This window comes from Mucilaginibacter pocheonensis, from assembly GCF_031456535.1.
Classification (GTDB): Bacteria; Bacteroidota; Bacteroidia; order Sphingobacteriales; family Sphingobacteriaceae; genus Mucilaginibacter; species Mucilaginibacter pocheonensis.
Map to the genome: position 1 here is coordinate 109789 of NZ_JAVDUU010000006.1, position 22268 is coordinate 132056.

The window sequence follows — 22268 nt, forward strand, 5'->3', positions numbered from 1 at the left end:
TGTACTATTCGGATATGATTGGTGCTTTTTTGAAAAGCCCTCGCTTTCCGGGATAAAACACCGATGTTTTTTGGGTTATATATTGGAAGAAAAAATTAGCGGGAACTCTCTACCGTATAAACAAAACTATCAGCCTTGTAATAGCCAAGGTTATATTCAATTGGTCTTTCGCCCTGGTCATAAACAAATCTTTTTCTGAACAGAACCGGGCTGCCAATTGCTACCCTTAGTTTTTCGGCAATAAAAGTGGTTGCGGCCTTGGCGCTGATCTCTTCTTTTGACAGTGTGGCAATAACCGAATGGTCCTGCTCCAGCATTTCATACAATGGCCTTTTAAAATCCTCATCGCCTGTGAGACCAACACGCGGATGAAAATAAGAAGCGAAATATACAAACGGCTCGTCGGTACGGCCTCTAACCCGTTCCATCTTTAATATTTTGCGGTCCGTTTTTATTTCAAAGAAATTGGCTAAGGCCTCATCCGGAAAAACCCAGGTTACATGCAGTTCAAAATTTTTGATCGGTATCCCCCTTAAGGCCATCTCCTGCGAAAAGCTAAGCCAGTTATTTGATTTTGAGCTTACAGCCGCCTGAGCTACTTTGGTGCCGAATCTTTTTTTACGTACCAGCAATCCTTCAAAAACCAGCTTGTTGATGGCTTGCCTTAAGGTGGTACGTGATATGGCCAGTTTCTTGGCAAGGTCAACCTCGTTCGGTAATAATTTCCCTTCGCGGTATTCTTCTTCTGCTATCAACTTTCTTAAAAGGGTTTCAGCCTGTATATGTAAAGGAATAGGGCTTTTATGATCTATAGCGTATTTCATTTATCCGGGGAAATTACAATAATAACTATTTTCATTAACAGTTTATTTGTTACTACATAAAGACGTATCCAAATATTTTTTAGTATTAGCAGCTTGCTTGTTTACGTATAAAAATAAATTAAGTTGAAAACTATTTGCATAATAGAATTATTTATATGTTTGTACATAATAAATAGTAAGTTGAATTGTTTTGAATGTTACTTTACCAAAGCATAACCCCTGATGGGTATTTATAAGCAAAATAAATATGTAGGTACATTAATACAATAAATGAAAATCAATCAATCTGCCTCAAATACTTCTGCTCATCAGCAAGCTGATGATGCTTCTCTTCGCAAATCCTCGCAATTTTTAATGCCCTTTAAACTAACCGGAACAGATACTTCGCAAGATGAGTATAATATTTACCCGGTATGTTCATTAGGAAAGAATAAAATTTTTACCGGGTATGATTCACTGGCGCAATACATAGCGGATAAAAGAACGGTGCTTATTGATGGTTATGTGGGAGTTTCCTGGGATAAGATACAGGCAGAGATAAATAAGTATTTTACCACAAAAGGTTTAACCGCAAACTGGATAAATACGTGCGCATATTTAAAGGCTGAAACGGCGATTGAAGCATTGTTATGCCCCTTTTTGGGTACGCCTGACGCTGTTTGGGGTACAAAGTGTACATTATCGCTTAGCGATCTTTTTCAACTGGACAAGCTAACCGCTCAGCTCCCCGATGAACAATATGATATTAATATTATTATAGGCACCGGTGCCACACTAAGCGGCTGGAATGTTCCCGTAATTTATATAGATCTGCCTAAAAATGAATTACAGTTCAGGATGCGGGCAGGTTCAGTTACAAACCTGGGCGCCTGTGAAGCACATGAGCCGTTTTATATGTACAAGCGCTTTTATTTTGTTGACTGGGTTTTATTAAACGCGCATAAAAAATATATAATTGAACAAATAGCAGTAATAGTTGATGGTCAATGGCCTGATAATATTAACTGGATGCACAAAACTGATTTTGCTGCTGGGCTGAATCATATCAGTAATTCGGTTATCAGGGTTAGGCCATGGTTTGAGCCGGGTGCCTGGGGCGGTCATTGGATAAGGGAGCATATTAAGAATATCAATAAAGATGTGGTTAACTATGCATGGTCCTTTGAGCTTATTGTACCCGAGAATGGTTTGATATTTGAAAGCGACGGCTATTTGCTTGAGGCATCTTTTGATTTTTTGATGTTCCATAACCGCAATCAAGTGCTGGGCAATCATGCAGAACAGTTTGGCGATGAGTTTCCCATCCGGTTTGATTTTCTGGATACCTTTGATGGCGGTAACCTGTCAATCCAATGCCATCCTAAATTAAAATATATTCAGGATAATTTTGGCGAAACCATAACCCAGGACGAAACCTATTATATACTGGATTGCAAGGATAAAGCCAGGGTTTATTTAGGTTTTCAGGAGAATATGGAGCCAAAAGAGTTCCGGGCAGTGCTGGAGGAAAGCCAGGCCGGGAACAAAGAGGTTAAAATAGAAAACTATGTACAGGCCCATGCAGCCAGGAAGCACGATCTGTTTTTAATTCCAAATGGAACCGTGCACAGCGCAGGAGTTAATAACCTCGTGTTGGAGATAAGCGCTACCCCTTACATTTTTACCTTTAAAATGTACGATTGGTTAAGGCTTGATCTTGACGGTAACCCCAGGCCTATTAATATTGACCACGCTTTTAATAATCTGGATTTTAGCCGTAAGGGTGACCGTGTTAGGGATGAGCTTATATCAAAGCCTTCGGTTATACAACAGGGGAATGACTGGCAGCTGGTTCACTTGCCAACGCATGCTGAACATTTTTATGATATTCACCGGATGGAATTTGATAAAGATTTTACCGTTGAAACCGATAACAGGTGTCACGTAATGATGCTGGTTGAAGGATCGGCAATATCTATAAAAACCGCTAATGGTACCGAACAGGTTTTTGCCTACGCCGAAACCTTTGTTGTACCCGCGGCAGCAATATCATATACCCTTACCAACCTGGGTAAAAAACGTGCAAAAGTTATTAAAGCCTTTTTAAAATGACCAAAGTATCAGCTACAGTAAACCCCCGAGAGCAAAAAAAGGGCAATGCTTATTTGTATCTTGTTTGCCTGGTTGCCGCTCTCGGCGGATTTTTATTCGGGTTTGATACCGCGGTAATTTCAGGGACTGTAAGCCTTGTCAAACACGATTTTGGTTTAAATGCAGTTAGCGAAGGGTGGTTTGTGAGCTGTGCGTTGCTGGGCTGTATCATTGGCGTAAGCTGTTCAGGCAAATTAAGCGATAAATACGGCCGCAAAATCGTACTGATTATTTCAGCTATTTTGTTCCTTGTGTCGGCATTAGGCTGTATGCTTTCAGGCTCATTTACAATATTAATTTTATTTCGGCTAATTGGTGGTTTGGGCATTGGCGTAGCCTCGATGGTATCGCCACTGTATATTTCTGAATTTTCGCCGTCTCGTTTTCGGGGAATGATGGTATCCCTTTATCAGCTGGCTTTAACTACAGGCATTGTATTGGCCTATTTTTCAAACGCGTACCTGGCCAGCCATGCACCCAACGCCCTTGATACAAGTATGAGCAAAATACTTTCGACAGAACTTTGGCGGGGGATGTTGGGTTTGGGAGCTGTGCCAGCCGGTATATTTTTGATCTGCCTGATTTTAGTCCCCGAATCGCCAAGGTGGTTGCTGCTAAAGGGGAAAATACAGAGTGCCACATCTGTCCTCATAAAAATAGATGGTACAGAAGCCGCACAAAAGGAAATAGATGCTTTTACTGTTTTGAAGGGGAATACTGATGAGGGTTCGCTAAAAGAACTTTTTACGCCTGTTTACCGCCGGGCTTTGTGGATTGGGTTGTTATTGCCGTTTTTATCCCAGGTGAGCGGTATAAACGCAGTTATTTACTATGGCCCCCGGATATTGGAACAAGCTGGCTTCACCCTTAACAACGCGTTAGGAGGACAGGTAACCATAGGTCTGGTTAATGTAGTATTTACCTTTGTGGCCATTTTTACGATTGATAAATGGGGCCGCAGGCCACTATTGTTTGCGGGTGTTGGCGGCGCGGTGTTCTCACTGATTATCATTGGTATCCTGTTTGCCCTGGGTATTACTTCGGGATTGTGGATATTGATCTTTATTTTGGCTTTTATAGCTTGTTTCGCATTCTCGTTCGGTCCGATTTGTTGGGTGGTAGTTGGCGAAATATTTCCTAATGCCATAAGGGGTAAAGCCGTGGCTTTGGCTACACTTTCATTATGGATTGGGAATTTTTTAGTCGGACAGTTAACACCCGTTATGTTGGAGGGCCTGGGCGCCTCATGGACGTTTTGGCTGTTTGCATTGTGCTGCTCGCCTGCGTTGTGGCTCACCTGGAAACTTATACCTGAAACCAAAGGACGCTCACTTGAAAACATCGAAGCTTACTGGAAAGAAACGCATTGATAATAGTGGAGAAAAGCCGGGCATATTAATCCGGGGCGTGGCAACCAATTCTTATCAGGATTGGTTTTATTTTAAATATCGTTATATAAATAAAAATATATCGAATAAATTAGCAGAAAACATTCCTTATGCACAAAAAGTACTTTTTGTTAGTTTTTACGATGCTTATCTGTAGCGTACTTTATGCTCAAAGCCGAAAAAAAGTAATCGCGACTGATACTGTACCTCAAAAAGATGATACCACACAATTAAAAAAACGTCAACTGAATGAGGTAGTGGTTTCGGCATCACGCATTAGCGAGAATATTTTACGTTCGCCGGTAAGTATCGAAAAAATGACAACGGCGGATTTTAAGCGGTCGGCAGCGCCATCGTTTTTTGACGCATTGGAGAATGTGAAAGGTGTACAATTAATAACGCCCAGTCTCGGTTTCAGGATCATCAATACCAGAGGCTTTGCCAACACTACCAATGTGCGCTTTACCCAGTTGGTTGATGGGGTTGATAATCAGGCCCCACATATAGGTGCCCCTATAGGTAATGCCCTGGGGCCAAGTGATCTGGATATAGAAAGCGTGGAGATTATTCCGGGTACAGCATCAGCATTGTACGGACTGAATGCCATTAACGGCTTGGCCAATTTTATTACTAAAGACCCTTTTACCAGCCAGGGCGTCAGTATCCAGCAAAAAACTGGGATAAATCACATTGGTGATAAGGAAACCTCGGCTAAACTATTTTCAGAGACCAGTTTCCGGATAGCTAAAGCCATATCCCCAAAATTCGCCTTTAAGCTAAATGGAACCTATACTGCAGGATATGATTGGATAGCCAATAACACCACGGATTTGAACGCGACCGCAAACGCTAAACTGGGCATAGCGGCGGGACCGGATAACCCGGGTTATGATCCGGTAAATGGCTATGGCAATGAATCATCAGACCGAAAAACGGTGACGCTGGGTGGCAAACAATACTCCATTGCACGAACAGGTTATGCCGAAAAGGAGGTAACCAATTACGATCTGCATAATGTAAAGGTGGATGTTGGGCTGGCTTATAAACTGAATGACAATACGAGGGTAAACTATACTTTTCGCTTTGCCGATCTGGACAATATTTACCAGCGAGCCAATCGTTTCCGGCTATCCGGCTATATTTTGCAGCAACATGCTGTGGAGATTAAAAATAACATTTACCAGTTACGCGGCTACTGGACGAGCGAGAACACCGGTAAATCATATAATCTGCGCTCTGCCAGTGAAAATATAGACAGGAACTATAAAGATGATAATGCCTGGTATTCCGATTTAACTAAAGGTTTTAATGCGGCTATAGAGAAAGGAGCATCGGTTTCACAAGCTTTGCAGCAAGCCAGGCAACTGGCTGATGCAGGCAGGTATCAGCCCGGAACGGCTTCTTTCAAAAATACGCTTGATAAACTTACCAATATCAATAACTGGGACATTGGGGCCGCACTACGGGTAAAAGATGATCTGCTGCATGCGGAAGGGCAGGTAAATATCTCTGATGCCATATCAACAAACTTTCAAAAAGAAACGGGCCTTCACTTACTGGCGGGCTTTGACCATCGTACGTATATTATTCACCCGGATGGTAACTACTTTATTAATTATGTGCCGCATAAGGAATATAGTGATATAGATTATAGCAAAACCGGCGGCTTTGTGCAGGTGGCCAAAGAACTTTTTAACAATGAGCTTAAGCTATCGGCCACCCTGCGCGCAGACAGGAACGATTATTTTGATCTGAAACTGAATCCGCGTTTTACCGCCGTTTATTCACCGGTGGTTGAGCAAAATTTCAGGGTATCGTTCCAAAGCGGTTACCGTTTTCCCAGTATATTCGAGGCATTTTCTAACGTGAATAGCGGCGGTGTTAAACGTATTGGCGGCTTAAGGGTAGTATCAAACGGAATATTTGAAAACTCGTACTTGCGAACTTCTATAGATGCATTTCAGGCCGCGGTAAAGAACGATTTTAATGCTGGCATAGGTACAGATGCTGCCATTGAAAAGGAAAAAGGCTTACTGAAAAAAAATACGTATACCTACCTGCAGCCTGAACATATTAATTCATTTGAGGCGGGTTATAGATCAATACTGTTTGATGGGCAACTGAGTGTTGATGCCGACTTTTATTATAATAAATACAACAACTTTATAGGACAGGTAGAGATCAATGTACCCAACACCACAAAACCTGATTCCATACCTTATTACCTGAATGATAAAACCAAACAGGGCCGTTATCGGGCCTGGACAAACTCTCAAAGCACAGTGTATAATATAGGGGGCAGTTTGGGGCTATCCTATAAATTATTTCAGATGTACATTTTAACAGGTAATGTATCTTATGCCAAATTACAGCGCACTGCCAATGAGGATGCGCTGGAAGATGGTTTTAACACCCCGCAATGGATCGCCAATTTTTCATTTGGCGGTAACAGGGTTGTGGGTAACCTGGGTTTTAATGCAACTTATAAATGGCAAAGCGGCTTTTACTGGCAGTCGTTTTTGGTTAATGGCAATGTAGCCTCCTATGGTACTATAGACGCGCAGGTGAATTATGATTTTTTAAAGACCGGCCTTAATCTTAAAGTGGGGGCAACCAATCTCACCAATAAATATTACAATTCGTTTTTAGGAGGACCAGCCATTGGTGGGTTTTATTATACCACACTTACACTGGCTGTTAAATAGAATTGTAATGAAAGAAATGCCGGATAATCACATAACTGTCAGTTTTTTCCATCCCTGGGTATTTTAAATGCAATTGCGTTGCATTTAAAATACTTTTGAGTAATTTGCTTCCTTATCAATAAAATAAAGTGATGAGTAATTTTGAAGTAATTATTGTAGGAGGCAGTTATGCAGGTCTGTCTGCTGCTATGACATTGGGAAGGGCGCTTCGCAAGGTTTTAGTGATTGATGGGGGTAAACCCTGTAACCGCCAAACGCCTCATTCACATAATTTTTTAACCCGCGATGGCGAAACGCCTGCCGGAATAACCAATATTGCCAGGGAGCAGCTCGAGAAATATAAAACTGTTGAATTGGTTACCGATTTCGCTGCAGGTGCATTAAAACTGAGCAATGGTTTTCAAATAAATACGCTTTCAGGGAAAACCTATACCGCAGAAAAAGTATTGTTTGCTACAGGCATAACTGATATAATGCCTTCTATAACCGGCTTTGCGGAATGCTGGGGTATTTCGGTATTACACTGCCCATATTGCCACGGATATGAAGTACGCCATCAACCTACGGGCATTTTGGGTAATGGGGAGGGTGGCTTTGAGCTCGCAAAGCTTATCAGCAACTGGACAGATGATCTTACGCTGTTTACAAACGGGAAATCGACGTTGTCAGCTGAACAGCAGCAACAGTTAACATCGCACCACATTAAAATTGTAGAAGCTGAAATACAGCATTTTGTTCATGAAAGCGGCCAGATAAAAAGTATAAAACTTAAAAATAATGATGACGTCCGATTAAATGCCTTATACGCCCGGCTGCCGTTTACCCAGCATAGCGACTTGCCGCAACAATTAGGATGTGACTTTACAAACGACGGGTATATAGCGGTAGACGGTTTTCATCAAACCAGCATACCAGGTATTTATGCCGCGGGTGATAATATAACGATGGTGCGGTCAGTATCTGTTGTTGTAGCGGCAGGCATGGTAGCCGCGGTAGCTATAAACAAGGCGGTAATAGGCGAACGGTTTTAAAAAATATTAATTACCGGATAAGGTAAATTTTACCTTATCCGGTAATGCAGTCATATCCTGGTTCAATCAATGGTTTATTGAAAGAATATGGTGCTTTTCTTTTCTAAGCGGAAACCTGGCATATGGCGACCGTTGTTAATAAGTAAGCGTTAACCCGCCGCCTAAACCCATATCACTATCATAATGGGTTGACAAGGAGAAGTACTTAGTAAAAATATACCTGAAACCTGCGGCGTATTCTTTATCGGTATTACCCATCAAAGTAAAACGCAGCCTGCTGGTAAGCGGTATATCGTCCCGGCTTAGTTGAAATCTGAGCTTGCCATTCCCGTCAATACGTGCATCGGCAACCAGCAGCATGGGTAAGGTGTAAGCCAAACCGGCTACCACTGTTTTACGATTGTTCTTATTGCTGATCTGGCCGAAAAGATTTTTTTCCTGTTCGCTATCTTTTTTATAGTGATAATCAAAACCGCCATAAGCATATAGCCACTGCATTCGTCCAAAATACCGACCGATCATGGTTTCGCTTTCATAACCATCGCGGCTGTTTATGCCCAGGTGCCATAGGGTTGAGAGTTTCCAACGGGTATTGGCAATCGCGGCATTTCCGTCACTTCCGTTACTTTCCAACCCCACCTTTGCGGCTGCATAAAAATGCTGATCATCAGCATAGATCTTTTTGATAGCTGAAGCAGGATCAGGGATCTCGGGGTTGGGAGGCGAATTTTCATAACTGAAAATACGCCCCATGCCACTCATCATGTGATAAAGTATATGGCAATGGAAAAACCAGTCGCCGCTTTCCGTCGCTCTGAATTCAATGGTATCTCTTTCCATCGGCATAATATCCAGCGTGTTCTTTAAAGGGGCATATTCTCCCTGCCCGTTCAATACCCTGAAATAATGACCGTGCAGGTGCATAGGGTGACGCATCATTGTATTGTTGTACAGAATAATTCTTACATTTTCACCACCCCTGATCAGTATTTTATCTGATTCAGATACTGTTTTATTATTAATGGTCCATACGTAACGGTTCATGTTACCGGTTAAATTAAACCTTAACAGTTTGGTTGGCCCCTTTGGCAGGGTGGTGGCTTTGACGGATTTTAACATGTTATAGTTAAGCGTCACCAGGTCGGCCGACTTACTTCCGCCCATATCCATGCCTGGCATATCAGCCATTTTAGCGGTTGAGTCTTTGTGATGTGCGGTGGTATCAGCATCTCCGGTAATTTCGGGATACATTACGGTGTTCATATCCATTACCTGGTTAGTCATTACCATGCCGTCCATTTCTTTCATGTCGCCGTTCATACTCATCATACCATTCATCATTTTCATGCCCTCAAAATATTTAAGCCTGGGTAAATGTTTGGCCTTATGCTGTGTTCCGGTGCCAAGCCATAACGAAGTGTATTTAGTGCGATCTTCCGGCGTAGCCAAAAATTCGTAGCTACCATCATGGGGCATAGTAACCAGCACATCATAAGTTTCGGCAACAGCAATGATCAGTCTGTCAACTTTAACCGGCTCAACATCCTCGCCATCGTTGGCAACCACGGTGATCTTACCGCCGGCATAATTGAGCCAGAAATAGGTGGATGAACTGCCGTTAACCACATGTAGCCTCACCTGGTCGCCGGCTTTAAATTGCGGCGCGGTATTTTCAGGCTTGCCATTGCTAAAAAAGCGGTCGTAAAATACATCGCTTACATCCATGGCCAGCATTCTTTTCCACTCATTGGCCACTTTGGTTTTAAAATGGCCTTCTTTTATAGCTTCCAGGTAGTTTTGTGTACTGCCCTTGCGTATGGCGTACCAGTCGGTAGCATTATGCAAAGAACGTTGCACCTGTTCTGGATTTTCGTCGGTCCAATCGCTAAGCAACAGGGTATAATCCTTTACCGCCGATGGCTGTTTTTTATGGATGATAAAAGCCCCGTACATGCCGCTTTGCTGCTGGGTCATGGTGTGTGAATGATACCAGTATGTACCATTTTGAACCAGGGGGAACTTATACAAATGGGTTTCACCAGCTTTCACGGGTGAGGTTGTCAGATACGAAACCCCATCATACCGGTTGGGCAGTATCAATCCATGCCAGTGGATGGATGTTTCCATCATCATATCATTATGCACGTATATTTCGGCGGTATCGCCCTCTGTAAATGTAAGGGTAGGCGCCGGGATTGAGCCATTAATAGCCATAGCCGGTCTTGATTTACCGGTATAGTTCACGGTGGTATCACCAATATATAAATGGTAAATCTCCCTGTTGCCAATTTTGGTATAAAAGGGCAATCTTTTTTGGGCAGTATCCTTACTCCCAGACATGTGATGCTGCCCAAAAGCAAAAAAAGAAAGCAACAGGTTTACCCATATTAAAAGGAAACTCTTCATAAATAAAACCTGTTAATTTATTTTGTAGCTGGGGCCAATATCTCCGTTGTTTTACCGCAGGTAAGCATTTGCTTGCCATAGTAAGGATTTTTGACAGCATTGGTTTCGCTTAACCAGGCAGCCTTTTTCATAGGGCAGTATTGTGCATACACAGTGGTTGTGTTTAATTTTAAGCCTTTTACCACTTCATAAAGGTTTTTTGAAAGGCTGGCAAAATGCTCGCGCTGGTGGTCAATGGCATCACTTTGACTGATGTGGCGACTGTCAAACTGCAGTTTTTCACTGTAAGTCATCCATAGTTTGTGCTGCTCCGGCGTTAACTTATTCATTGGAACGTTATTGATCGCGGTTAACAAATCGGCAGCCTTGCTTTTTGCTTCAGTCTTATTATCAGCAGTTAAGGCGTTTTTAACATCCAGATAAGTAGTTAATACATTGTTTACCGCGGTTGCGGCAGCTTTATCCTGTGCATTAACGGTTGAGTAGGAAGCAACAATGGTTAATAGTATGATAAATGTTTTAAGCGTTTTCATGGTTTTATTGTTAAAGAGTTTTAAAATTTATTATGATATAGTAAGGAAAGCCACAATAACCGTGCTTATCCTAAATCTATTATTCTTGAATTGGGTTGGGATTGGGGAAAATGGAGCAATAAAAGCCCACCTGCACAACTTGCAGTTCGCGTGTTATCAGATCTGGAGGGAGTGTAATTGAATAGAAATGGCCTTGCCTGATAAATTGGGAGGGGCCTTGCCGCATAGCGACTTAAATATATTTAAGGTGGCGTATTGGGGTGTTACAGGTATATAATTAAATGGCTGGACAATAAAAGCCGGCATTGGCGACTGAATACTTACAGTTGCCGGTTTTATATTTTCCTTGATCACAAAATTGCCATGTTTATTACAGCAATCGCAATCGTTAGTTTCGGTATTATGTTTATGGTGTTTGTTGCCTGATGAGTGATGCCCCATCATTTGCATAGCCATTTGCGGTTTAAAAAATCGCTCGCCCGCACAATGTACTATACATACAAACATCCCTGTTGTAAGTAAAAGGTAAAATGCTGCTATGCTTAAAATGGCCGCTTTTTTCATTTAATTACAAAGATAAATTATTCTAAGCTATTCAGTTTTATAAAATTTTGAATGCTATTTATAAAATTTTTCGGTAACACGGGAGTATTATCATTTAGGTACCGCTTAGGCTGGATATTTTTTCTGTAAGTATTTAACAGACTCATTGATCATTTTTCTAAGTATATCTTCATCAATATCCTGTAGCCTTTTGATGTAAGTGCAACCCTTCCCGGTTTTGTGTTTGCCTAAGTTTGCGAGCAATTTTTCCTTTTCTGCAGACTCCAGGTAGAGGTATAGGGAAATTTCATTTTTGCGGGGCGAAAAGCCAGCCAGCGGCGCATCGCCCTCACGGCCGCTTTCATATTTGTAATGATAACTGCCGAAGCCAATAATTGCCGGTCCCCACATTTTAGCTTTGTAACCGGTTTGCTCTTCCATGATTTGTGCCAGGCGAAAGCTGTCATCCCGCTTGATATTGTCGGTAACCGAATTTATAAAATCAGCTACACTGCCGGTGGTTTCAGTTGTTTTGTTCTTAGCCATTGTATGTTAAGTTATATTATCCTGAACCGTGCGAATCTCAGTCGCGACAATATTTAAAGATAAGGTTAATAACTAAGAAAAAAACCTCCTGAATTATCGTAAGGTTGAGTAATTATAAAACTGTAACCTGCCATTGCCATTTATTTTAATGGTTTTGGTTTCATCAGTTCCACGGGCATTTTTCAGAGTAATAGTAATCTGGTTTTCGCCTTTTTGCAAGGGTATACGCGCGTAAGAAATATAGGACGGCAAGGTTTGCCAGTTGCGTGTATCCGCTTTTTCAGACAGTAAGCTGTAAAGCTGTAATCCATAACCCAGGCCTTCTATCAATGAGTTGGTTTTGCCGTTGTTATCCTTAGCAGCTGAGCGTACGGCGTATTCTGCTATTTTTTTTACAGCCAGCCTGGAGAGTATTTTGCTCATTTCATTTAATGTGCGTTGCTGCAAAGTTTTAAAAGCAAGTTCATTGATGTCTTCAGCTTTTTCAAGCGGTATTTGTTGCTGGTTATTGGTAATTACCGCGCCGGAATAATAAGGCGTTTGCGCTGTATATTTTGGAAACGCTACCCGCATACTTTCAACCGACTTGGTGTTCACTCTGTTCCTGTCGCCGTTATAATTGAAAGGTATCAATAGCCCGCCTGCCGCATCAGTAAAGAAAAGATCACCATCACTATTCCTGATCAGGCTAAAAAATAAGTCGACCTGGGTTTTAACAGGTGCAAGGCCATTTTCCCAAAAAAATATAAGTTCGCCGCCCTCCGCAGGTTTTTTTGGTTCATATTTAATACCAAACGTATTTTCAAACTGATCGGCTTCACTTGTAAACCCATTTAACGATGCTGTACGTATCACATCTTCCTGAAGGCCAAGTGGTATCCTGGTGCCATAATAGGTTTTATCAGGATTTTTTAAGTAAATCTCAGCCGCGTTGCGGTAAGATATAAAAGCATTGTTAACATCGTTATTGCTTTCATAAAGCATGCCTTGCAACATCAGAGAAAAGGCATCATTTGAGTAACGTTTATCTTTGTTATTAAATTTATCGCCCTGTTCCTGTGCCTGCAGGGTAATGCGCCTCGCTTCCACAATAGCATCTTCCGTGTTGTGCAAATACAAGTAATTGAGCGCTTTATAATAGTGGATCATGAATTTCTCAAAATCCTCACCTTTATATCGCTGTTCCATCGGGTTTAACAATACCCCAACAGCCTCGTCGGCAGTACTTGTTAAGCCTTGTTCCAGCAATGAATCTGCCTCATTAAAATATTTGTTGCTGTTTTCATATTCTGCATTCAAATGGCATACTCTCCCTTTTTCCATCAGGTACAGCAGTTTATTGCGCGGCTTTTGAATCAGGCTGTTTTTGTCGAGCTGAGTTTCTGCTTCCTTATAATTTCCTGCCGAAACATTTTTATAATACGGAAGAATACGGTCGTTATAGGATGCACATCCTAACAAAAAAAGCATCAATCCTATAACAGATGATGCTCGGAGAATGTGCGTACGAATTTTTATCATTATAAAAAATAAACTGCCCTGAACATGAAAAGGTCACGTTCAGGGCAAAGGAAATTACCGGATCAGTTTTTTACGTATTTGGCTATTTTCTTTTCTCCTATCCATACCACTTCATTGGTTTGGATGTTGGTAAGTTCGAGGTTTACCTGGTAATAAACCACTTTTTGGCGCTTGTGCGAATCAACGATTGAATTTATTGAGCCCTGCAATATGTAATCGGCACCATTTTCAAGCCCAAATTTTTTCATGCTTGAAACAGTAGCATTGGTTTGCTGGTCTTCTTTTTCGGCCCGCAACTCGTCGCGTTTTTTGCCGCCTTGTACCAAACGTACTTTTTGAGTTTGGATAAACGCGCTTTCCACATCTTTTATAAATGTTTCGGCGTCAATATGTTCGTGACTTTTGTTTTGAACAAAGCCAACTATAACAACGGGCCTTTTACCCTGATGTTCCTGCAAGTGAGTATTTATCCAGTTGGCATTTAATATTTTATCTGTAAGGTCTGCTGCTACCATTCTTGAGTCGCTGTTGTTCCAGTTACCGCTGATGTCTATGGTTTCGTCAGTGCTTACGCGTGTTACCTGCCTGGAGCATGAGGCTACAAGTATTCCTGAAACTGCTATTGCAGCAATTGTTAAAAATTTGTTGAATTTCATTTGTGTTGATCGGGATTTTATGATAGTTAGATTGTGTTATGTATATTATGTTACCAGCCAAGCCCAATGCCAAAGCTTGTACGGCCACCGCGCCTGCCATAGTGGTTTCCAAAACTGTAGCCAAAATTGCTATAAGGATAATAAGAATAGCCCCCATAAAGCCCCCACCATGGTGTATAGTCATAGTAACTGCCATTCATGCGTTCCTGATGCCTCCATTCGCGGTTTTGGCGGCGACGCTCAAGCCTGGCTTCATACCAGTCATAAGCTTTATATGTATTTTGAATAGTAGTACCATGCAGGCTGTTAAGAGAATCGGCACTGCGTGCATATTTGTACTGGCTTTCCAGGTATCTTGGATTTTGATCAGGTGCTAAATTAGTTTGCTGGGCCTTTACAATGCCACTGTATAAGCTGCCAAACAGCAAGCCGGCAATAACAATTAATTTCCTTTGCATCACTTTCAAATTATAATTAGTAAAAATAAGCAAAATATAATCTTACATGCCCACATTAAGTTAGCCTACGGTCATTTATTTAACGTTTTTTAACTATAGCGATCATATTTAAACAAATTGAAAAATTTGATTAAAAGCTTACTTTATGCTGACGGGAAGCATGAGGTTTTGATATAAAATGTGATCAATGGATTAATCAAAAATTATAATTAATAAATGAAAAACAACGACGGTAAATGTCACTAAAAGTTTGGATCAAAATTGAAGCAGATAGGGTTTGATAGCCCGACCATGTTCCCGCTTAGCGCCATTGATTGCGGAACCTGCGGATATGCTGTTGGCGGCCCTTCCACCACAACGCGGTAATAGGTTCGCCCGGATGTTGCCGGCGTATCGGTGAATTCTACAGTGGGTAGCTTGCCAGTTGCCTGGAACGTGCCAAATTTGTCGCCGTTTTTTACCACATTAACCGTATAGGTAGCTCCCGAAACCGTTTGCCCTGTTAGTTGAACACGGAATTTAACCGGTTTGCCCGTAGGCCTGGCGTTATCGCCCATCATCATGTCCATTTTACCATCCTGGTCCAGGTCGGCATAAAATTCTACGCGCGGCGCATATGGATTCGCGCTAACGGAAACCCGGCCGTTTGTCAGGGCATCTACAACTGCCTGTGAAGTACGTGCCGTCGCAAATACCCAGGTTGTTGGCGTGCCCACATAGTTGGCCTTTGCCTGGTAGCTATTTGTTGTTGCCTGCTCAGGCTTATCAGGAACGCCATGATGCGCATCGCTTCCGCCCCTGCCGGTCAGTTTACGGCCCGAAGACAGCATATCGTCCCAGATCATGATCGCATTGGCATTTTTGGACCATACCGCTGAGTTCCATACTTCAATTGAGTTAACCATATCATACGAATATCCAAAATGATCCTTTCCGCTCGGGTGGTTGGCAGACAGGTGAACCCCAAGTTGCTTCTTCACGGCGCCAATCACTACGTCGCGCTGATCACGAACATCATATAGCCGCTGATGATCATAAGGGCGGGCCGAGAACACATTGCCGTGCCCCCGTGTTGTTGTCCATTCTGCGCCATAAAGCAGCAGGATCGAGTCTGATTTAAACTCCGGATCGGCCCAGGTATTATTGGCAACATCGCCGTTTACATGGTTGTCATGGTCAGTAATGCAGATGTAATCCATACCAACAGCCTTTGAAAAGGCGAGGATCTTTGAGATAGGGTTGTTTGATGATTCTTTGCTATGCCGTGAGTGTACGTGAAGTTCACCCTTTAACCATACACCGCCGGTAATACTGGCAATGGGCGGCAGTACTCCAACATCGGTAACAGCCCAGGGGTTGCTATGGTTTGACTGGCCCCGCGCGGTACCGCTGAAACAATAAGTCGTCATCATCAATAATCCGATACGAATTATGCTCACGAGCATGGGCGTTTTTCTGTTATTGTTAAACACTATATCATAATTATTATTGGGCTTAAGGGTTTTGTGTGCAATCATTTGTTTTGATTTGTAATAAGTAATACGTTTTTGCAGGCAACCTACGCCTTTGATATTAGCAAATTGTTAAAGCAGGTAAATGATATAGAAATGTGACAGTTGTTAGTGCCAGGGAATGATCGGCAGTTTATTCGGTAAAAACCGATCACCCCGTTCCATTTATTGTCAATAATTTTTTTTTCTTACTTTTGCGCGTATCATCAAAAATATAGTCTCTATGTAATACCATAATTTCTTTCAGGAAAATAAACGGGAACGCCACCGGCGGAACCTGCAATATTCACTCTTTAAAGAAAGAAATTATGCTTATTCTTCAAGATATTACTTATATACATCCAAACCGAGATTTGTTATTTGATGAACTGAATCTCGTTGTTAATAACCAGGATAAAATAGCCTTAATAGGCAATAATGGTGCTGGAAAATCCACCCTTTTAAAGATCTTAGCCGGAAACCTGCATCCCTCAAATGGCGTTGTAAAAACCGGATCGAGGCCTTATTATGTACCGCAGCTTTTCGGCCAGTTTAATGATCACAGTGTTGCCAGCGCGCTGCAGATAGAAGATAAGTTAAAAGCTTTAAAAGAAATTCTTGATGGCAACGTGACAGATGAAAACCTGACATTGCTTGATGACGACTGGGCTATTGAGGAACGCTGCGAAGAAGCTTTCATGCACTGGAAGCTCGACGGGTTGGATTTAACTCAAAAATTGGGAACTTTAAGTGGTGGCCAAAAAACAAAAGTTTTTCTTGCCGGAATAAATATTCATCGCCCCGGGATAGTTTTGCTGGATGAGCCAAGCAATCATTTAGATACACTCAGCCGGGGGATCCTTTATAATTATATCAGATCCACTTCAAATACCTTAATGGTAGTAAGCCATGACCGAACTTTATTAAACCTTCTTAACACTGTTTATGAACTTGGTAAACACGGTATAACGGTATATGGCGGTAATTATGATTTTTATGCTGAACAGAAAACATTACAGAGTAACGCCTTGAATCAGGACCTGAAGAATAAGGAAAAAGCGCTTCGCAAGGCTAAGGAAACTGAGCGTGAATCTTTGGAGCGGCAACAAAAACTGGATGCCCGCGGAAAGAAAAAACAGGAAAAGGCCGGGCTGCCGACCATCTCAATGAAAACGTTTAAAAACAATGCGGAGAAAAGTACCTCGCGTACAAAAGATGTTCATGCCGAAAAAGTAGGCGCTATTTCGCAAGAGTTGAGCCAGTTGCGGTCAGTATTGCCTGATATTGATAAAATAAAGATGGATTTTGATAATTCAGTACTTCATAAAGGGAAGGTATTGATTGCTGCAAACGAAATTAATTTTGGATACGATGGTCGGCAGCTTTGGAAACCGGCCTTGAATTTTCAAATTACGAGTGGCGAACGTATAGCCATTAAAGGGTTAAACGGCTCAGGTAAAACAACACTGATCAAGATGATTTTGGGTGAACTTGAGCCTCAGTCAGGCACTATAAACAGAGCAGGCGTTAAAGCCATTTACATTGATCAGGACTATTCATTAATTAACGATAAGCTCAATGTTTATGAACAGGCACAGGAGTTTAACTCCGGCCAATTGCAGGAGCATGAGATAAAGATCCGTTTAAACCGGTTTTTGTTTACCAAGCCATACTGGGACAAGCCTTGTAGGGCCCTTAGCGGCGGCGAAAAAATGCGATTAATGCTTTGCTCCCTAACCATCAGCAATCAAGCACCGGACCTGATTGTATTGGACGAACCGACAAATAATCTGGATATTCAGAACATCGAAATTTTAACAGCTGCCATCAACGAATACCAGGGAACACTTTTAGTGGTCTCTCACGATGAATATTTTTTAAAGCAGATAAACGTGGAACATTCAATTGTGATAGGGTAGTGATCATAGTACTTTAAAATCGTTACCAAGCAATGGTGCTGCAATACAAAGCAAAAGCCTCAGATTGAAAGAATCTGAGGCTTTTGCTCGTTTAGTTAAATCTTAAACTTACATTTCCGCTGGAAGCATCCGCGCTTACGGGTACACCGCCACCGTTTACACGTCCCTTTATATGATCTTTTTCCCATTCGCCGCTAAACCCGCTTATTTTTGACGGATGCTGGCTTATCGCATCGCCCCTGATATCAAGATCGAGCCCTTGTTTTAGTGGTAATTCAAGATCGATATTTCCAGAACTTGCCTCTAACTTTAAATATTTACCAACCTGTTTCATTTGCGCCCGCAGACTGCCGGCACTGGTAGACGCGTTCAAACTACAATCCATTTGTTTCAGGTCGATACCGCCACCCGAGGTGCTGGTGATCAGTTCTCCTGTAATATTATTACCCAGAACGCCGCCGCCGCTGGTACTGGCGTTTATATTCCCTTTCAGTTTTTCCAACTGTAACCCACCGCCGCTGGTTTCCAGCTTAATTTTGCCCGAGCAGTTTTTTGCGATAATGCCGCCGCCGCTGGTTTGCAGGTCAATGTTGTTGTCTGAGTTTGTAACTTGTATACCACCGCCTGATGTTACGCCATGTATCATTCCGCTAAGCCGGTCAATTACTAATCCGCCGCCGCTGGTTGTAAAAGTTTCATTCCCTTTTAAGTTATCAAGGACTATACCGCCTCCACTGGTTTGCAGGTCAGTAGATGTTTGTGCCGGGACATATATTTTGAATGATATACTGATAGATTTTTTCCAATTTGAAAAATTATGTTTGTTTTTAGCAATGGCGCGTACTTCATGCCCGGTAACCGAAACGCTGAGGTCGTAGTCTTCGTCCAGGCGTTTTTTGATCTCTTCTTTTGAAAGTTCCCGGCCATTGTTGCCTTTGATGTAAACTTCAACCCTTGATGCTTCTCCGCTCCGTCCGCTAACCAAAATGCCACCAGCCGATGTATTTACAATAACACTGTTGATAGCGTTGCCTGCCAATGATTTGGTTAAATATGGAGTTTTGTCTCCACTGTCCTGTGCGGTTGCTACAACCGTTCTGCAAGCAAGTACAAATAGTAAAAGGTATGTTTTCATGAGTTTGATATAAGTTTATACACAGAAGACATCCGTTTTGAGCTATCCGTTGCACAGGAAGCAATATTTATTTGGCTGATAGCTGCTAACTTATAGTTATTAAAGCTCCATATTTAAGTTTTGTATAATACTCCTTACCGCAATAATAATTTTCTGATAGTTGAATGATCGCTAAAATAAAGGGTGCCTTCGTCTTTTGATAATACCATATAAAGGGCATAAACATTTGCACTTGAACCAACACCGTCAACCGCTGTTACATCATATTTTTGCGGGCCAACAAGAAACTGAAGCTTGCCATTTACAATGCTTTTAATAGCTCCATTATCCGCAACATATAATACACGGCTATCTTTTGAACCGGTAAGGCTAAATATGTGTGTAAATTTAAGGTCCCTGTATATCTGGGTAAAAACACCAGCTGGTGTTAATTTATATATATGATTATTGTTTATTACAATATACTTTACACCATTGTAGCTGCAATAAAAATTTGTAATGCTATAATCGCCTGTTCTTTCCGGCAGAGATAATGAATCTCTTGGCGGGTAAAAAGCGTTGGTACCTATACGGCCATTTGCGTCAATATAGAATTTTTTTAGGGAGGTTGGAACAGTCACTGTACTGCTTGCCCGATAATATATTTGTGAAAACCATAAAAAATCGCCGAATGGGTCTTTTTGAAGCCCGCTATAAAATGCCCAGGTGCTCCCGTACGGACTTGGCGGCAAAGGGGTGACCAATGATCCATCGGGTTTTAATATCCATACACGACGCGTGCCGCTTTGGGTTAAAATATTGAGCGTGCCATCACTTGACCTGCGGACATACTCGGGAAATAAAAAGCTTTGGCCGTCGCTGCTTGGAGGTATGTTTATAGTTGAAACAATATTTGGTGGCGTTATCTTCCGAAGTTTATGATTGTCAAAATCGGCTACATAAATAGTACCATCGTCGGTAACATCAATTCCGAATGGATAATAGAACCTTGCCTGGTTACCTGCACCGTCCTGAAAGCCGGTTTGGATAGGATCGCCTGCAATTGTTACAACAGTAAAGGGAAGGTGAGAGCTGTCTGCTTTTAGCGCGAGATTTGATTTCGCATTGCTTGCCTGAAGCCTAAGATCATCATCGCTTTTTTTACAGGCCGAAAAGGCAAAAAGAATACTTAATGCCAACAATAATAAGCAATTATGTTTTTTCATAATATAGTTTTTATTAAAGTTAATGTTAGTAAAAGGCAAATTTTTAACATTGGGGAAAATGATACTTCTTTGTGTATATCTGTGTAATATGGCCGTTCCATATGTTACATGGCACATCAATTAAAAGTATACAGATGTGCTGACTACTTAGGGTTGCTTTTTAATTAAACAACTGCCTGCAGGGATTCAAATTCACCGGCGGGTATTTAGTCGTTTTAGTTAAATTTGTTTAACTACGGATGGAAGCGAAAAACAACATGGAGATTAAACCCGAATGGGTTGCTAATGAGCCTGGTGCCCCGCCAAGTTATTGGCTCACCCGTTTTCTCATTCTTCGCCTGTTGGGAATTACTTATGCTGTATCCTTTCTTGTGGCAATTAATCAGATCATTCCGCTCATAGGCGCCAATGGGCTACTTCCGGTAGATATTTATCTGAAGCATATAACACAGGCGCTGGGATCGGCCGGGGCAGGTTTTATGCGGTTACCGTCGCTCTTTTGGTTCTGGCATTCTGACACGGCACTTTTAACTGTCGCCTGGATAGGGTTTGTGCTCTCGTGCATAGTAGCAGCAGGTTTCGCGAATGCGCCGCTGCTTGCTGTTCTGTGGTTCCTTTACATGTCATTTGTTCACGTGGGGCAAGATTGGTATGGCTATGGCTGGGAGATCCAGCTTACCGAAACCGGCTTTCTGGCCATCTTTCTCTGTCCGCTGTTTGATCTGCGCCCGTTCCCTAAATACGCGCCGCCGATGCCTGTTATCGTTTTATTCCGGTGGCTCATCTTCCGTATCATGCTGGGTTCCGGATTGATCAAGTTTCGGGGTGATCAGGTTTGGCGTAACGGCACGGCTCTTTATTACCATTTCGAAACGCAACCAATTCCTGGTCCGCTGAGCCGATGGTTTCATTTTTTGCCGCGTATATTCCTTAAAATTGGCGTCTGGTTCAATTTCCTGGCCGAACTCGCAGCGCCGTGGTTTGTATTCTGGCCGCGCATCGCACGTCATATCGCAGGGGCGGTGATCATTTTATTCCAGATCACCATTATGCTTAGCGGCAACCTCTCTTTTTTAAACTGGCTAACTGTTATCCCTGCACTGGCCTGTTTTGATGATGGCTTCTGGTCCAGGGTCCTTCCCCGGGCGCTTGTCCGGAAGGCTGAGGTGGCGGCTGCCCGGGCCGAATTATCTCGTCCTATGTTAACTACCGCGTGGGTGGTAACGGGGCTTGTCGCAATCCTGAGCATCCAGCCGGCGCTTAATATACTATCGCCGGGGCAAATCATGAATTCCTCTTTTGTTCCGCTTGATCTTGTAAATACTTATGGAGCATTCGGATCTGTGGGGAGGGAGCGCTATAATGTGATATTTGAAGGAACAACAGATGCGGTTCCTGATGGCAAGGCCCATTGGAAACCCTATATCTACAAAGGTTTGCCGGTGTCCTTAAATAAACCTTCGCCGCAGATAGCCCCCTATCAGCCACGGTTAGACTGGCAGATGTGGTTCGCCGCAATGTCTACCCCTGATGAATATCCCTGGACGCTGAATCTGATCTGGAAGCTCCTGCATAATGATCAGGGCGCTTTAAGTTTGTTTGCCGGTAATCCTTTTCCAAACAAGCCGCCGCGATATATCAGGGCCGTATTATATCGTTATAAGTTTGCAAAGCCGGGCACCCCCGGGCATCTATGGTGGACCCGTGAGGAAATTGGCAACTGACTCCCGCCAACTTCAGTTAATGACCCACAATTGATCAAATTCCTGAAAAACGCA

Annotated in this window: 17 protein-coding genes; 6 read left to right on the forward strand and 11 right to left on the reverse strand. The window is 42.3% G+C overall.

Annotation, left to right across the window (positions count from 1 at the left end):
- Positions 1 to 95: 95 nt before the first annotated feature.
- Positions 96 to 824 carry a GntR family transcriptional regulator gene (locus J2W55_RS25530; protein ID WP_310103359.1) on the reverse strand — a complete coding sequence of 243 codons (729 nt, stop codon included), beginning with the start codon at positions 822 to 824 and terminating at the stop codon, positions 96 to 98.
- 270 nt (positions 825 to 1094) lie between these two features.
- Here J2W55_RS25530 and J2W55_RS25535 point away from each other — a divergent pair, with 270 nt between their 5' ends.
- The 4 genes from J2W55_RS25535 to J2W55_RS25550 all read left to right on the forward strand — a co-directional run bounded on the left by J2W55_RS25535 (position 1095) and on the right by J2W55_RS25550 (position 8078).
- Entirely contained in the window at positions 1095 to 2915 is a 1821-nt protein-coding gene (locus J2W55_RS25535) for a class I mannose-6-phosphate isomerase (RefSeq protein ID WP_310103362.1), read from the forward strand.
- A complete protein-coding gene (locus J2W55_RS25540) occupies positions 2912 to 4324 on the forward strand; it encodes a sugar porter family MFS transporter (protein WP_310103365.1) in 1413 nt (470 codons plus the stop codon). Before J2W55_RS25535 ends, J2W55_RS25540 begins: the two co-directional genes overlap by 4 nt.
- Positions 4325 to 4485: 161 nt before the next feature.
- On the forward strand, positions 4486 to 7047 hold the full coding sequence (locus J2W55_RS25545; protein ID WP_310103369.1) for a TonB-dependent receptor: 2562 nt from the start codon (positions 4486 to 4488) through the stop codon (positions 7045 to 7047).
- 131 nt (positions 7048 to 7178) lie between these two features.
- Positions 7179 to 8078 carry an NAD(P)/FAD-dependent oxidoreductase gene (locus J2W55_RS25550; protein ID WP_310103372.1) on the forward strand — a complete coding sequence of 300 codons (900 nt, stop codon included), beginning with the start codon at positions 7179 to 7181 and terminating at the stop codon, positions 8076 to 8078.
- Between the two features lie 135 nt (positions 8079 to 8213).
- Here the strand turns inward: J2W55_RS25550 and J2W55_RS25555 are convergent, their stop codons facing one another.
- The 8 genes from J2W55_RS25555 to J2W55_RS25590 all read right to left on the reverse strand — a co-directional run bounded on the left by J2W55_RS25555 (position 8214) and on the right by J2W55_RS25590 (position 16258).
- Positions 8214 to 10484 (reverse strand): multicopper oxidase domain-containing protein, encoded by a 2271-nt coding sequence (locus tag J2W55_RS25555; RefSeq protein ID WP_310103375.1) that lies wholly within the window; start codon positions 10482 to 10484, stop codon positions 8214 to 8216.
- A 17-nt stretch (positions 10485 to 10501) separates the two neighbouring features.
- Positions 10502 to 11017, reverse strand: a complete 516-nt coding sequence (locus J2W55_RS25560; protein WP_310103378.1) for a DUF3347 domain-containing protein — start codon at positions 11015 to 11017, stop codon at positions 10502 to 10504.
- Between the two features lie 156 nt (positions 11018 to 11173).
- A complete protein-coding gene (locus J2W55_RS25565; RefSeq protein ID WP_310103381.1) occupies positions 11174 to 11581 on the reverse strand; it encodes an HYC_CC_PP family protein in 408 nt (135 codons plus the stop codon).
- A gap of 105 nt (positions 11582 to 11686) precedes the next feature.
- Positions 11687 to 12106: a DUF1801 domain-containing protein gene (locus tag J2W55_RS25570; protein ID WP_310103384.1), complete on the reverse strand. Its 420-nt coding sequence runs from the start codon at positions 12104 to 12106 to the stop codon at positions 11687 to 11689.
- Between the two features lie 93 nt (positions 12107 to 12199).
- Complete coding sequence (locus tag J2W55_RS25575; protein ID WP_310103386.1) at positions 12200 to 13627, reverse strand: COG3014 family protein; 1428 nt, start codon at positions 13625 to 13627, stop codon at positions 12200 to 12202.
- Between the two features lie 62 nt (positions 13628 to 13689).
- Positions 13690 to 14283, reverse strand: a complete 594-nt coding sequence (locus J2W55_RS25580; RefSeq protein WP_310103389.1) for a penicillin-binding protein activator LpoB — start codon at positions 14281 to 14283, stop codon at positions 13690 to 13692.
- Between the two features lie 50 nt (positions 14284 to 14333).
- Positions 14334 to 14741, reverse strand: a complete 408-nt coding sequence (locus tag J2W55_RS25585) for a hypothetical protein (protein ID WP_310103392.1) — start codon at positions 14739 to 14741, stop codon at positions 14334 to 14336.
- A gap of 242 nt (positions 14742 to 14983) precedes the next feature.
- The gene (locus J2W55_RS25590) at positions 14984 to 16258 is read right to left on the reverse strand and encodes a CehA/McbA family metallohydrolase (protein WP_310103395.1); all 1275 of its coding nucleotides are present in this window, start codon (positions 16256 to 16258) and stop codon (positions 14984 to 14986) included.
- A gap of 302 nt (positions 16259 to 16560) precedes the next feature.
- On the opposite strand from J2W55_RS25590, the gene abc-f reads away from it, so the two are divergent.
- Positions 16561 to 18150: a ribosomal protection-like ABC-F family protein gene (abc-f, locus tag J2W55_RS25595; protein ID WP_310103398.1), complete on the forward strand. Its 1590-nt coding sequence runs from the start codon at positions 16561 to 16563 to the stop codon at positions 18148 to 18150.
- A gap of 91 nt (positions 18151 to 18241) precedes the next feature.
- Here abc-f and J2W55_RS25600 read toward each other — a convergent pair whose 3' ends face one another.
- Together J2W55_RS25600 and J2W55_RS25605 are read right to left on the reverse strand one after the other, a co-directional pair.
- Positions 18242 to 19285: a DUF4097 family beta strand repeat-containing protein gene (locus J2W55_RS25600; protein WP_310103401.1), complete on the reverse strand. Its 1044-nt coding sequence runs from the start codon at positions 19283 to 19285 to the stop codon at positions 18242 to 18244.
- Positions 19286 to 19419: 134 nt separating this feature from the next.
- Positions 19420 to 20490, reverse strand: coding sequence for a hypothetical protein (locus J2W55_RS25605; protein ID WP_310103404.1), 1071 nt, complete (start codon positions 20488 to 20490; stop codon positions 19420 to 19422).
- Positions 20491 to 20729: 239 nt separating this feature from the next.
- On the opposite strand from J2W55_RS25605, the gene J2W55_RS25610 reads away from it, so the two are divergent.
- Positions 20730 to 22214, forward strand: coding sequence for a lipase maturation factor family protein (locus J2W55_RS25610; RefSeq protein WP_310103407.1), 1485 nt, complete (start codon positions 20730 to 20732; stop codon positions 22212 to 22214).
- Positions 22215 to 22268 lie beyond the last annotated feature (54 nt).

Bases quoted from the DNA above. Each gene is read 5' to 3' on its own strand.
- J2W55_RS25605 (WP_310103404.1), bottom strand. From the start codon at position 20,490: ATGAAAAAACATAATTGCTTATTATTGTTGGCATTAAGTATTCTTTTT.
- J2W55_RS25600 (WP_310103401.1), bottom strand. From the start codon at position 19,285: ATGAAAACATACCTTTTACTATTTGTACTTGCTTGCAGAACGGTTGTA.
- J2W55_RS25560 (WP_310103378.1), bottom strand. From the start codon at position 11,017: ATGAAAACGCTTAAAACATTTATCATACTATTAACCATTGTTGCTTCC.
- J2W55_RS25535 (WP_310103362.1), top strand. From the start codon at position 1,095: ATGAAAATCAATCAATCTGCCTCAAATACTTCTGCTCATCAGCAAGCT.
- J2W55_RS25570 (WP_310103384.1), bottom strand. From the start codon at position 12,106: ATGGCTAAGAACAAAACAACTGAAACCACCGGCAGTGTAGCTGATTTT.
- abc-f (WP_310103398.1), top strand. From the start codon at position 16,561: ATGCTTATTCTTCAAGATATTACTTATATACATCCAAACCGAGATTTG.
- J2W55_RS25585 (WP_310103392.1), bottom strand. From the start codon at position 14,741: ATGCAAAGGAAATTAATTGTTATTGCCGGCTTGCTGTTTGGCAGCTTA.
- J2W55_RS25545 (WP_310103369.1), top strand. From the start codon at position 4,486: ATGCTTATCTGTAGCGTACTTTATGCTCAAAGCCGAAAAAAAGTAATC.
- J2W55_RS25555 (WP_310103375.1), bottom strand. From the start codon at position 10,484: ATGAAGAGTTTCCTTTTAATATGGGTAAACCTGTTGCTTTCTTTTTTT.
- J2W55_RS25610 (WP_310103407.1), top strand. From the start codon at position 20,730: ATGGAAGCGAAAAACAACATGGAGATTAAACCCGAATGGGTTGCTAAT.
- J2W55_RS25550 (WP_310103372.1), top strand. From the start codon at position 7,179: ATGAGTAATTTTGAAGTAATTATTGTAGGAGGCAGTTATGCAGGTCTG.
- J2W55_RS25580 (WP_310103389.1), bottom strand. From the start codon at position 14,283: ATGAAATTCAACAAATTTTTAACAATTGCTGCAATAGCAGTTTCAGGA.
- J2W55_RS25540 (WP_310103365.1), top strand. From the start codon at position 2,912: ATGACCAAAGTATCAGCTACAGTAAACCCCCGAGAGCAAAAAAAGGGC.
- J2W55_RS25530 (WP_310103359.1), bottom strand. From the start codon at position 824: ATGAAATACGCTATAGATCATAAAAGCCCTATTCCTTTACATATACAG.
- J2W55_RS25575 (WP_310103386.1), bottom strand. From the start codon at position 13,627: ATGATAAAAATTCGTACGCACATTCTCCGAGCATCATCTGTTATAGGA.
- J2W55_RS25590 (WP_310103395.1), bottom strand. From the start codon at position 16,258: ATGATTGCACACAAAACCCTTAAGCCCAATAATAATTATGATATAGTG.
- J2W55_RS25565 (WP_310103381.1), bottom strand. From the start codon at position 11,581: ATGAAAAAAGCGGCCATTTTAAGCATAGCAGCATTTTACCTTTTACTT.